Genomic DNA, 11432 nt, shown 5'->3' on the forward strand with positions numbered 1-11432 from the left:
ATTTCAGTAAAAACCTATTGCTGTAACCTATCCGCGCCCCTCTCAATTGACTCAGTTCGCAAGAAAAGCATTTCTACAGCCAATGAAAATGAATTGTTCTATGCTAATCTCCATCTATTAAGACTGAACAAGGATTGAGAATTCAGCTACTACAAATCTGATCCTCAAACCCATGTACTTATTTTCAATAATGATGACTAACGCGCTGATTCAGGATGAACTTCATGGCTCTTTCACTACGTAAACTTGCAATCTCAATCGCTTTTATCATTCCCGTCATGACGGCGACTCTCCCTGTCGTTCATGCAGCAACTGACTTTCAAAGTATCCTCAACGAAGAACGTGCTTGGGCAGGTTTCACATCAAAACGTGTTACTGCTGGAGATGTGGACTGGGCTTATTCTGAAGGCGGTGACCCTAGCAAACCTACGATCTTGTTGGTACATGGCTTGGGTGGTAGTCGTGATAACTGGAACCGGGTCGCCCATCATTTAACACCGTATTATCATGTGGTTGCCGTAGATCTCCCTGCGAGTGGCGAAACCAAAATTGCGGCGACTTATGACCTCCAGCCTGCGACGATGACAGAATCACTACGTCGTTTTGTCGAGACCATTCATATTGAGAAGAACCTTAATATCGCAGGTCACTCCATGGGCGGTTCCATCGCAGGTCTATACGCCAGCCTCTACTTTAGCGACACACAAAGCCTACTGTTAGTTGATACTGCCGGTGTGTATGCCACAACTAAAAGTCCATATTTGAAAGATCCATCCCTGCTGCGTAACTTTGTCGTTCGTAAGCCCGGCGATCTTAAAAACGTACTCAAAATAGCAATGCAAGATGCGCCATTCATTCCGAAAGATATTTTTGATGGTCAAGAAAAAGTTATGATTGGTCAGGCAGCGACGATGTCGATCCTTGTCGATAAACTAATTGAACTCAATAAATCCTATACACCTGACTCCTTTGCAACTGTAGTGAAGTCGATTGAAGCACCGACACTGGTCATTTGGGGCAAACAAGATCAGATCGTTGATGTTGGTGTCGTCCCTGAACTGATGAGCTCACTAAAAGACAAACGTCCCCCAGTGATTCTCGATAATGTTGGACACACGCCAATCTTGGAAGCAGAACAACTTGTGGTTCAAGCCTATCTGCCCTTTTTGGCCAAAGCCATTGCAACACCAAACAAATTTGCCGCTGCACCCGCACCAGCAGCAAAATAAGGTTGCGATCGAATCTATTCAAAGGCAGCCTTTCATAAGGCTGCCTTTGCGTTAGTATTCATGATTTGTTACTGTCAACCTCACCTATAATTTATAAATTTATCCAAGGAAAACATGCCATGACATCATCAAAGTTAAGTCCAAAAGCAGAAGCTCTTCTCAATGCACATGTGGAACATACGATTGCACAACTACAAAACTTTGATGTCATCCGTGCAGAAGTTGCCGCCCTCTTTGAGCAATTACTTGAAACTCCGCTTTCAACACTGGTCCCTTTAGACATTATTCAACGTATCGCTAAAGAGCGCGTACTTGATATTGCTCCCAGTAATCAACTCCGCACTGAAATCGCTAATATTGTTAAAGACGCCCTAAAAAATCCTGAAGGCAAAAATACACTAATCTCTGATTTGGTTCCTGATGCTACAGCTGAAGTCGTAATCAATCTGATTGCCAATGAAACAGACAAACGTAATCAACTGATTCATCAAATTTTTAGTAATCCTGCAACTGGCGAAATTTTATCAACGACGATTAGTCATGCGATTAAAGACTATATGGAGAACAACGTCGTCACAAAAAAAATACCGGGTGCATCCTCGCTGATGAAATTAGGCAAAGGGGTATTAGAAAGAGCGACTGATAGCAATCTGGATGACGCTCTGCAAAACTATCTTTCTCGTAACATTCGTAACATCATGAACATCAGTGAGAAAAAAACCAAGGAACAGCTAGGCAGTAAGCAAGTGCATCGTATCGCCGCGGAAGTCTGGTCAACCATTAAAAAGAAACCCGCTTCTATTGCGGGAAAATTTGTTGATGATCCAACCGTCGACGCAGCATCGCATTTGATTGTTGTCATCTGGAATCATATTCGCACCGGTAAATATGTACAATCCATCGTTGCTGAAGGCACTGCTGGCTGGTATGCACGTAATAGCAACCGCAGTATCGTTGAACTCTTATCCGATGTGAATGTCACACCAGACTTTATTGTTGCTGAACTTGAACCGTCTCTTAAAACAACCATCAAACACCTTGCCGATAATGGGTATCTGAAAACGCGCATTGAACCTTTATTACGCCTGTTTTATACCTCAACAGAAGCCCATGCCATTCTAAAAGACTAAGTCTTTATTGGTAGCCATCTCTGCCAAAGACTTTTATGACATCGAGTAGCCTAGTGTTACTCGATGTTTTATTTTGCATTTTGATTGTATTCTCCGCGTATAGACACAACATATCTCTCAGACTGGTTCATTTCACTTTATAATCGAAGCGAAATACACTGCCAATTTCAAACACTTCATGGAGTAGTTTTATGTCGTCTCTGGTTAATCAAGTTCGCGACTTACTCGCCGTTGAAAAACTTAATTTTGACGAACCAGATCTGCCAACACATCCTGATAGTGAACCCATTGCGACATTTCGTATGCCTGTCCGCGGTCTGCATGGTGAATGGATTTGTATTGTTCGTGTCTTTCCTGAAAGTCAGCGTTTATTAGTCTACAGCATACTGCCCGAAAGCGTTCCGCTTGAACAACGCCCTCGCCTTGCTGAACTGTTTGTGCGTATCAACTACGGCTTGGTTTTAGGTAACTTTGAAATGGACTGGGAAGATGGCGAAGTCCGCTATAAAACCAGCATGGATGTTGAAGGTCTGGAACCCACGCCAACTCTATTACGCAATCTTATTTTTAGTAACTTCTTTAGTACGGATCGTTATTTCGATGTGATTGGAGAATCAATCCATACCGACTTGAACTTAGCTGAATTACTTGCGGCAGCAGAAGATTCTGATGAGATTGAAGATGTCAGACGTGGTTTTGATTTGGTCGATGATTCCGTGCATTGAGAAATACTGTGTATGATTTTAATGTGGGCACACCCAACCACATTAAAATCATATGAATTAGAACTTAAACTCTTCTAACCTTAAACCGGCATCATCCAGCCAGCCAATCACGGCCACACCAGCTTGTGTCGTACTATTGACTCGCCAATCCCCCAACACATAACGACGCTTCGTCTGGCCATCCTCACCGACTAACTCATGTACCTCAGGGCGGTGGGTATGACCATGAATCATCCCATCTGCATCGCCAATAACACGGACCACTTCATTGGGTTCAACATCCACGATATTACTGGGATTATTGGCATGACTCATCTGGCTTCGCATACGAATCATCGCTGCCAATTGACGACGTGTATCAAGCGGCTGAGTGAGCATGCCTCTGAGCCAATCAGGATTACGACTCATCACTCGGAACTGCTGGTAAGCTACGTCGGTTGTGCAAAGCGCGTCGCCATGCTCGATACGCAGTGTTAAACCATGTTCAACGATAGTAATCCGTTCAGGTAATAACTGACCACCAAAACGATTTAAGAAATCCTGCCCTAACGCAAAATCTCGATTGCCATGCTGTACCCAAATCTGTACGCCGCGTGCAGTCAGAGGCTTTAGTGGTTCTGTAATTTGATTTAGCCAAGGATCATCATCATCATCACCGACCCATGATTCGAACCAATCACCCAAAATATATAACGCATCAATCTCTTGACCAAAACGAGCAATGAGCGCTAAAAAACCTTCGGTCAAACGAGGCTCGTCATTGGATAAATGCAGATCGGCGATAAACAGGGTCTTCATAGATTAAGTTTCATAAAAGAGAAAACGTTATAGCGATTTCTAGAGAAAGCGCCACATAAAACAAAGCAGCCCGAAGGCTGCCGTATTTTAGACTAACATACACATCAATAGTGCATATTGTTCAAGCAAATCGTTAAACGATTACGCTGGCAATACCGTTGCAGTTTTAATCACAACGTTTGTCAGTGGCACATCACCATGACCACCTTTATTACCGGTTTTAACCCCTTCGATCTGTTTGACGATATCCAGACCTGAAGTGACTTTACCAAATACGGCATAGCCCCAACCTTGTGAAGTTTTGCTTGAATGGTTCAAGAATGCATTATTTTTTGCATTGATAAAGAATTGTGCACTTGCTGAGTGTGGGTCGCTAGTACGCGCCATCGCAATTGTGCCTTCTTCATTTTTCAAACCATTGTCAGCTTCGTTATCAACAAGATGTGGCGCTGGTTTTTGGCTGAAGTTTTCATCAAAACCACCCCCCTGGATCATGAAGTCACGAATAACACGATGGAAAATAGTGCCATTATAATGACCATTGTTTACATATTTCAGGAAGTTAGCAACCGTATTCGGTGCCTTTTCTTGATTAAGTTCAACAACAATCTTACCAGCGGTTGTATCAAATTCGACTTGTGGGTTTGCCATGCTTTATTACTCCAAAAAGCAGTAGGGAAATTGGTTGAGGCTAGGGTAATCAAACGGTAGACTATGCAGCAAGCTAAACTTGCAATTATTTACAGCTATTTTATAGGTATTTTGCAGTTTTAGTGGGAGTTCACAGGATATAAGTATCGATTGACGATAAACTATACGTTTTATGTCATTGTTTGATTTATGCTGTTTTGCTCGCTGATCCTGATCGCCTCCTATCGACATCACCGAGCTTGAACTCCTATAGACCCACCCACATTATTTCCAAGAGAAGTTTGTGGATGGTTGTTTTTCTTTTTTAACCTTAAGTAATGAGTATTATGAATCCTTCTGATCTAGCTACACCCCGCGCACATGCCACTCCGTCTACACACTCGACTAATGCGAGCCAACAGACTCAAGTACAGCATGCCGGCGAGCAGCATGGAAAAGAAGGTAACAAAGAAGTGGGCTTAGATTTCATTCGCGCCATTGTTGCTGATGACCTTGCAACAGGTAAGCATGCTCAAATTGTGACCCGCTTCCCCCCTGAACCCAATGGATATTTACACTTGGGTCATGTGAAATCTATTTGTCTGAATTTTGGTATTGCTGCAGAAACCAACGGTTTATGTAACCTCCGTTTTGACGATACTAATCCCGCAGCAGAACTCCAAGAGTACATTGATAACATTGAAAAAGATGTGAAATGGCTTGGCTTCGACTGGAATGGGGATGTCCGTCATGCGTCAAGCTATTTCGGTCAACTCTACGACTGGGCGATCCAACTGATCAAGCAAGGCGATGCCTATGTCGATCTACAAAGCGTTGAAGAAATCCGCCTAAATCGCGGTGACTTCAACCAAGCGGGTACGGACTCTCCATTTCGCAATCATACCGTGGAAGAGAATCTCGCTTTATTTGCCAAAATGAAAAATGGTGAATTTGAAGCGGGTTCCGCAGTACTTCGTGCAAAAATTGACATGGCAAGTCCTAATGTTCACATGCGTGATCCCGTGTTGTATCGCATTCTGAACGTTGAACATCATCAAACCGGTGATGAATGGGTCATCTACCCAATGTATGACTATGCGCACCCTTTAGGTGATGCCATTGAAGAAATTACTCACTCCTTGTGCACCCTTGAGTTTGAAGATCATCGTCCGTTCTATGACTGGGTGATTGCCAAGGTGAATACACCCGCTAAACCACGTCAGATTGAGTTTTCACGCCTCAACGTGGACTACACGCTGACCAGTAAACGTAAGCTAAAAAAACTGGTTGATGACGGTGTCGTGAATGGTTGGGATGATCCCCGTATGCCAACCGTTGCAGGTATGCGCCGTCGTGGCTTTACACCCGAAGGTCTCCGTGATTTCTGTCATCGTGTTGGTGTGAGTAAAAACGATGGAATCGTCGATGTCGGATTACTTGAGTTCTGTATTCGCCAATCGATTGAAAATGTTGCACCGCGTGGCATGGCTGTTTTACGCCCATTGAAAGTCACCTTAACCAACCTTCCTCAAGCGATGACGCTCAAGCATGCACGTCATCCAAATGTGGATTTGGGTGAACGTGAAATTCCGCTAACGCAGGAAATTTACATCGATCGTGCAGACTTTGAAGAAGTTCCACCTAAAGGCTTTAAACGTCTCGTGCCAGAGGGTGAAGTTCGTCTGCGTCATGCTTATGTGATTCGCTGTGATGAAGTGATTAAGGATACTGCTGGAAACGTTATCGAACTGCAATGCTCTATTGACCCTGATACATTGGGCAAAAATCCCGAAGGTCGCAAGGTTAAAGGGGTGATTCAGTGGGTTTCAGCCAGTGCTGGAGTCCCTGCAGAAGTCCGAATCTATGATCGCTTATTTAATAATGCTGATCCTGAAGAGGGTGATGACTTTATGCAAAACGTCAACCCAAACTCACGGACCATTTTGCAGGCCATCATTGAGCCCTCCCTTGCAGAAGCACAGCCGGGTGATCGTTTCCAATTCGAGCGTGAAGGTTACTTCATCGCCGATGAAAAAGATCATACAACCGCTAAACCCGTGTTCAATCGAATCTTGGATTTGAAAGACAGCTGGAAAGGCTAAGCCTCTCAAATAAAAAACCCGACCTCTTGTCATTTGCAGAAGGTCGGGATTTTTTATGCTCTAAAGATAAAAAGTAAACAGGCCTAAACTTCATCCGCCCCAACTGCTCTACCCATGAAGCGATAAACAGGCTGACTACGCGAATACTTAATCGGATGCGCAAGCTGTTTTTGGGTCTGCGGCTGATCAGCGACTAGAGGTACATCAACCAACCATCCGCGTTCTGTCGCAAGTTGAGAATTCACTGCTTCCGCTAAACTTAAAACAGGCTCCACACAGACATCCAGCGCTGCGAAAAGTTGATTCCAATATTCAAAACTGTGCTCTGCAATGGCCTTTTGAATCATGGCACGAACACTTGCACGATCCTCTGGCTGTAATGACGATCCTAAGCTAAGGATCTCCGGCAATGCCAAAGCCTGTGCGAGCCCCATAAGAAATTGCGGCTCAAGCGAGCCAATAGAGATATGACGTCCATCCTGAGTTTGATAATAATCATAGAATGTTGCGCCATTCAGCATCCCTTGTTCGGGTCCCTGCTGCTCACCGCCCGCAACCTGCGCAGCCCCAGCCATAGTATTCAGGCTAAAAGCACAATCCGTCATCGAAATATCGACATGCTGCCCCTGTCCACTCGTTTGACGCTCAATCACCGCAGCCAAAATCCCAATTACTGCATGCAGTGATCCTCCAGCGACGTCTGCAATCTGGATGCCCATCGCAGGAGGGCGCTCATTAATACGTCCACTATGACCCGCAATGCCGGATAACGAAATATAATTAATATCATGTCCTGCACGATCTTTATAGCTGCCCGTCTGGCCATAGCCCGTGATTGAACAATAGATCAAACGCGGATTAATTTGACTTAGTGCCTCATAGTCCAGCCCTAAGCGAGCCATAACGTTAGGCCTGAACTGTTCAACAATGATGTCGTATTCAGACACAAGCTCTTTAATCTTTTGAATATTAGCAGGATCTTTAAGATCCATCGCAACAGATCGTTTGTTTCGATTCAAATAAGCATGTGCAGTCGCTTGTCCATCCGCATAGGGCGGCATGATACGGACAAGATCCATTCGGGATGGAGACTCTACATGAATCACATCTGCCCCCAGATCTGCAAGCATCAATGTCGCGAAAGGACCAGGTAATAGTGTGGAAAAATCAAGGATTTTTAACCCAGAAAGAGGTGGAAAAGACTGATTGACCATGTACTTATTTCCAGACTTAGTTTTGATGCGAGATGCTTTGCTTGCGAAGATAAAGCCAATATTGACTTTTATTATTGTCAGTACTGTTGTGCTTTGCACAAAAACTATAGACTATTACAATCACAAATACAGTCACAATGACCCTAAGCATCAGTGAAGCTGGCATAATTTAACAGGCCGACGTGTCAAATGTTCGATTATGGCTATGCAAAACCTGAATAGGTTTATAGACTTATTAATTTTCTTTTCTCTTGATCAGAGTAATATATGAATCGTGAGACCATTTCTATTCATTTTGTGAATGCCGCCCTGACGGGTGCGAAACGCCTCAATATGGATATTGAAAGTCTGGTCAGTCGTGCTGGAATTGACCCCTCACTTCTTCTGCAACCCAAGGCTCGTGTCTCACCAGAACAATACACTCGATTCGCACAAACGTTGTGGCTCGCCACTCAGGATGAGCATCTTGGTTTTGATAGCACGCCGCGCAGATTAGGTACTTTTGCAACCATGTGCCAGTTGATCATTCATGCTGGTACGCTAGGTCGTGCGCTTGAACGTGGTCAGCAGTTCTATAGTCTATTCGGCTCAGACTGGTCAATGAGCATCAGCCATGATTTGCATGAAGCACGTTTGCGCGTAAATATTCCTCGTGAGCGTGATGTCGATCATTTCATAACTGAAAGTATGCTGATGATTTGGCATGGTTTAGCCAGTTGGTTGATTGAACGTCGAATTCCTTTAGAACGCGTAAAATTCGGTTACCCCAAGCCAAAGCATGTTGAAGAATACGATGCACTGTTCTTTGCACCGACGATGATCTTTGATACGACGTATACAGAAATTAGTTTTGCTGCTGATTATTTAGCACTCCCTATTCGTCAGACGGAAGCAACACTCAATGAATTTTTAAAAACGGCACCCGCTAAACTGCTGATTAAATTTAAAAATACTAACTCTCTAACGTCTCGTATTCGCGAGCTCCTCAAAACGCATATCGGCACGGATATGCCGACACTTAACGACATAGCCGCTCAGCTTTATCTCTCTCCGCAAACACTTCGCCGACGACTAGCGACTGAAGGAAAAAGTTATCAAGGCGTGAAAGACGATCTACGACGAGATGCTGCAATTCACTTACTGGGTATGCCCCATCTGACGTTAGACGAGGTCGCAGAGCAAGTTGGTTTTAGTGAGACTAGTACTTTTCACCGTGCATTCAAGAAATGGACGGGGGTCACACCAGGACTGTATCGACAGATTCATGCGGAGTAGTCTCTAAATTGATATTTTTTAATACATCGCCTGAATTCCTATCACAAGGGGCAGTACTTTCTACTGCTCTTTTGGTTGTTACAAATGATAAGGGCAATCATCATCTAATCCCCACCACCCCCACATCCTCCACTACAGCCATCACTACCACTGCATCCGCTATCCGAATCTGAACTGGAACTACAAGAAGTCCCACAAGAACTATTTGCAAAATCACCCCCACAATAAATCCCAACGGTATTATTTGCCTGTGCCAAAGGGCGTTTACAATCAGGCACATAATGAAAACCGTTGGCAATATTAAGCTGTGCATCCAAGGCAAAGATCAGAGGCAACTTCAAAGCTGCATTTGGTGCAATATTCTCATCACGACAAGCATAGAACCATGCGCGTTTAAGGCCGGCATTACTCTTTTTTTGACTTGGGGTCATGACCACAGCTGGTGTATGGTGCAAGAATTGCCCAAATGCCTTATGGCAAAACGTCTGATAAGCTTTGGTATAGAGAATGAACTCATGCCATAAATCATCAACAACTTGAGAAGGCATAGAAATGCTCTTTCGCCCGCTTTTAAGATAAATAACAAAGAACTGACGTAAGCCATCAACAACTAACTGAAATTGTTCAGGAGTCAAATGAGGATGATGTTTACTTAATCGGCGATTTAGTCCCTGAGGGAATTTATAATGGCGTATATAAGATTCACGATTTCTGACGCGAAAGAACAAAAAGAAAAAAAGCCCAATGACCAAAACAATCAATATTGGAACCATATGTAATAAACTCATTATTATTCAAGCTTATTCCGAGCATATTTTTTTATCAGATGAATAGCAAGTGTTTAGAGCAATGCCTCCGCTTTTCAGAAAAAGTATCTTTCCTTAAAGTGATTAATTTGATGATCTGCGTCATGTTTTGCCATGTGATGATCAACTTCTTTAGCAATTCCCTCCAAATTCACTGACCATTCTCACCATTGTTCCCATAAAAATTAACGTTACACTCTTGTGCATCAAATGATTCACCCAACTAGTCCGTTAAGTTATTTCATTTAATTTTTAAGCTAGAAAAACCTCCAACACCTTTAACCGTTTCAGAAGGAGCCTGTCCCATGAGCGAAGCCTATATCTTTGATGCAGTCCGCACCCCACGCGGCAAAGGAAAAAAAGACGGAAGCCTCTACGAAGTTAAACCTATTTCACTCCTTGTGAATCTCATGCATGCACTTGAAGCACGCAATAACCTCGATACCAGCTTGGTTGAAGATGTCATCTTGGGTTGTGTCACGCCAATCGCCGATCAAGGTGGAGATATCGCTAAAGCCGCAGCACAAGCAGCGGGCTGGAGCGAAAATGTGTCTGGAGTACAAATCAACCGCTTCTGCGCATCAGGTCTTGAGGCTGTGAACCTTGCAGCACAAAAAGTACGCTCAGGCTGGGAAGATCTCATCGTGGCAGGTGGTGTGGAGTCTATGTCACGCATTGCCATGGGTTCTGATGGTGGTCCTTGGGCCCTTGATCCAGAAACCAATTTGAAATCAGGTTTTATACCACAAGGTGTTGGGGCTGACTTGATCGCGACATTAGATGGCTATAGCCGTACAGATGTCGACAACTTCGCGGCTCAATCGCAAGCAAAGGCTGCAGCGGCTCAAGCAGCTGGAAATTTTGATAAATCGATCATTGCCGTAAAAGACAATGCGGGTGTGACCATATTAGATAAAGATGAATTTATCCGTGCTGGCACGACTGCTGAAAAACTGGCAGGGCTATCACCCAGTTTTGAAATGATGGGCAATATGGGCTTTGATGCGGTCGCACTGCAAAAATATCCTGAAGCCGAAAAAATCAATCACGTCCATCACGCTGGTAACTCATCAGGTATCGTCGATGGTGCTGCGCTTGTCCTCATTGGTTCTGAAAGTGCCGGTAAAAAACTCGGCATCAAACCTCGTGCAAAAATCATCGCAACTGCTCTCGTTGGTACAGACCCGACCATCATGCTGACAGGTCCTGCACCTGCTGCACGCAAAGCACTGGAGAAAGCGGGACTGACGATCGACGATATCGATCTCTTCGAAGTCAACGAAGCTTTTGCTGCGGTGGTGATGCGTTTCATCTCTGAGCTTAAAGTGCCTGCGGAAAAAGTGAACGTCAATGGTGGTGCGATTGCAATGGGTCATCCACTCGGTGCAACGGGTGCAATGATCATCGGCACCCTACTGGATGAGTTAGAGCGACAAGGTAAAAAACGCGGTCTGGCGACTTTATGCGTTGGCGGCGGCATGGGCATCGCTACGATCATTGAAGTCGTTTAAGGAGAAAATACA

At 44.2% G+C, this 11432-nt stretch carries 10 protein-coding genes; 6 read left to right on the top strand and 4 right to left on the bottom strand.

What is annotated here, in order from left to right:
• Window positions 1–215 precede the first annotated feature (215 nt).
• The 3 genes from HYN46_RS08620 to HYN46_RS08630 all read left to right on the top strand — a co-directional run bounded on the left by HYN46_RS08620 (window position 216) and on the right by HYN46_RS08630 (window position 3084).
• Window positions 216–1229 carry an alpha/beta fold hydrolase gene (locus tag HYN46_RS08620; RefSeq protein WP_114899004.1) on the top strand — a complete coding sequence of 338 codons (1014 nt, stop codon included), beginning with the start codon at window positions 216–218 and terminating at the stop codon, window positions 1227–1229.
• Window positions 1230–1348: 119 nt separating this feature from the next.
• Window positions 1349–2359 carry a hypothetical protein gene (locus tag HYN46_RS08625; RefSeq protein WP_114899005.1) on the top strand — a complete coding sequence of 337 codons (1011 nt, stop codon included), beginning with the start codon at window positions 1349–1351 and terminating at the stop codon, window positions 2357–2359.
• Window positions 2360–2550: 191 nt separating this feature from the next.
• Complete coding sequence (locus HYN46_RS08630) at window positions 2551–3084, top strand: YbjN domain-containing protein (protein WP_114899006.1); 534 nt, start codon at window positions 2551–2553, stop codon at window positions 3082–3084.
• Window positions 3085–3141: 57 nt separating this feature from the next.
• On the opposite strand, the gene HYN46_RS08635 is transcribed toward HYN46_RS08630, so the two are convergent.
• Both HYN46_RS08635 and HYN46_RS08640 read right to left on the bottom strand, forming a co-directional pair.
• On the bottom strand, window positions 3142–3882 hold the full coding sequence (locus tag HYN46_RS08635; protein WP_114899007.1) for a UDP-2,3-diacylglucosamine diphosphatase: 741 nt from the start codon (window positions 3880–3882) through the stop codon (window positions 3142–3144).
• Window positions 3883–4023: 141 nt separating this feature from the next.
• Window positions 4024–4533, bottom strand: a complete 510-nt coding sequence (locus HYN46_RS08640) for a peptidylprolyl isomerase (RefSeq protein ID WP_114899008.1) — start codon at window positions 4531–4533, stop codon at window positions 4024–4026.
• A 326-nt stretch (window positions 4534–4859) separates the two neighbouring features.
• Here HYN46_RS08640 and HYN46_RS08645 point away from each other — a divergent pair, with 326 nt between their 5' ends.
• Window positions 4860–6614, top strand: coding sequence for a glutamine--tRNA ligase/YqeY domain fusion protein (locus HYN46_RS08645; RefSeq protein WP_114899009.1), 1755 nt, complete (start codon window positions 4860–4862; stop codon window positions 6612–6614).
• Between the two features lie 83 nt (window positions 6615–6697).
• On the opposite strand, the gene HYN46_RS08650 is transcribed toward HYN46_RS08645, so the two are convergent.
• Window positions 6698–7828 (bottom strand): CaiB/BaiF CoA transferase family protein, encoded by a 1131-nt coding sequence (locus tag HYN46_RS08650; RefSeq protein WP_114899010.1) that lies wholly within the window; start codon window positions 7826–7828, stop codon window positions 6698–6700.
• Window positions 7829–8095: 267 nt separating this feature from the next.
• Here HYN46_RS08650 and HYN46_RS08655 point away from each other — a divergent pair, with 267 nt between their 5' ends.
• On the top strand, window positions 8096–9103 hold the full coding sequence (locus HYN46_RS08655; protein WP_114899011.1) for an AraC family transcriptional regulator: 1008 nt from the start codon (window positions 8096–8098) through the stop codon (window positions 9101–9103).
• Between the two features lie 104 nt (window positions 9104–9207).
• Here HYN46_RS08655 and HYN46_RS08660 read toward each other — a convergent pair whose 3' ends face one another.
• Complete coding sequence (locus HYN46_RS08660) at window positions 9208–9651, bottom strand: glycine-rich domain-containing protein (RefSeq protein WP_162818132.1); 444 nt, start codon at window positions 9649–9651, stop codon at window positions 9208–9210.
• 563 nt (window positions 9652–10214) lie between these two features.
• On the opposite strand from HYN46_RS08660, the gene HYN46_RS08665 reads away from it, so the two are divergent.
• On the top strand, window positions 10215–11420 hold the full coding sequence (locus HYN46_RS08665) for an acetyl-CoA C-acetyltransferase (protein WP_114899013.1): 1206 nt from the start codon (window positions 10215–10217) through the stop codon (window positions 11418–11420).
• The last annotated feature ends 12 nt before the right edge of the window (window positions 11421–11432 follow it).

It is taken from the genome of Aquirhabdus parva, from assembly GCF_003351745.1.
In the GTDB taxonomy this organism is placed as follows: domain Bacteria; phylum Pseudomonadota; class Gammaproteobacteria; order Pseudomonadales; family Moraxellaceae; genus Aquirhabdus; species Aquirhabdus parva.

Bases quoted from the DNA above. Each gene is read 5' to 3' on its own strand.
- HYN46_RS08620 (WP_114899004.1), top strand. From the start codon at position 216: ATGAACTTCATGGCTCTTTCACTACGTAAACTTGCAATCTCAATCGCT.
- HYN46_RS08625 (WP_114899005.1), top strand. From the start codon at position 1,349: ATGACATCATCAAAGTTAAGTCCAAAAGCAGAAGCTCTTCTCAATGCA.
- HYN46_RS08630 (WP_114899006.1), top strand. From the start codon at position 2,551: ATGTCGTCTCTGGTTAATCAAGTTCGCGACTTACTCGCCGTTGAAAAA.
- HYN46_RS08635 (WP_114899007.1), bottom strand. From the start codon at position 3,882: ATGAAGACCCTGTTTATCGCCGATCTGCATTTATCCAATGACGAGCCT.
- HYN46_RS08640 (WP_114899008.1), bottom strand. From the start codon at position 4,533: ATGGCAAACCCACAAGTCGAATTTGATACAACCGCTGGTAAGATTGTT.
- HYN46_RS08645 (WP_114899009.1), top strand. From the start codon at position 4,860: ATGAATCCTTCTGATCTAGCTACACCCCGCGCACATGCCACTCCGTCT.
- HYN46_RS08650 (WP_114899010.1), bottom strand. From the start codon at position 7,828: ATGGTCAATCAGTCTTTTCCACCTCTTTCTGGGTTAAAAATCCTTGAT.
- HYN46_RS08655 (WP_114899011.1), top strand. From the start codon at position 8,096: ATGAATCGTGAGACCATTTCTATTCATTTTGTGAATGCCGCCCTGACG.
- HYN46_RS08660 (WP_162818132.1), bottom strand. From the start codon at position 9,651: ATGCCTTCTCAAGTTGTTGATGATTTATGGCATGAGTTCATTCTCTAT.
- HYN46_RS08665 (WP_114899013.1), top strand. From the start codon at position 10,215: ATGAGCGAAGCCTATATCTTTGATGCAGTCCGCACCCCACGCGGCAAA.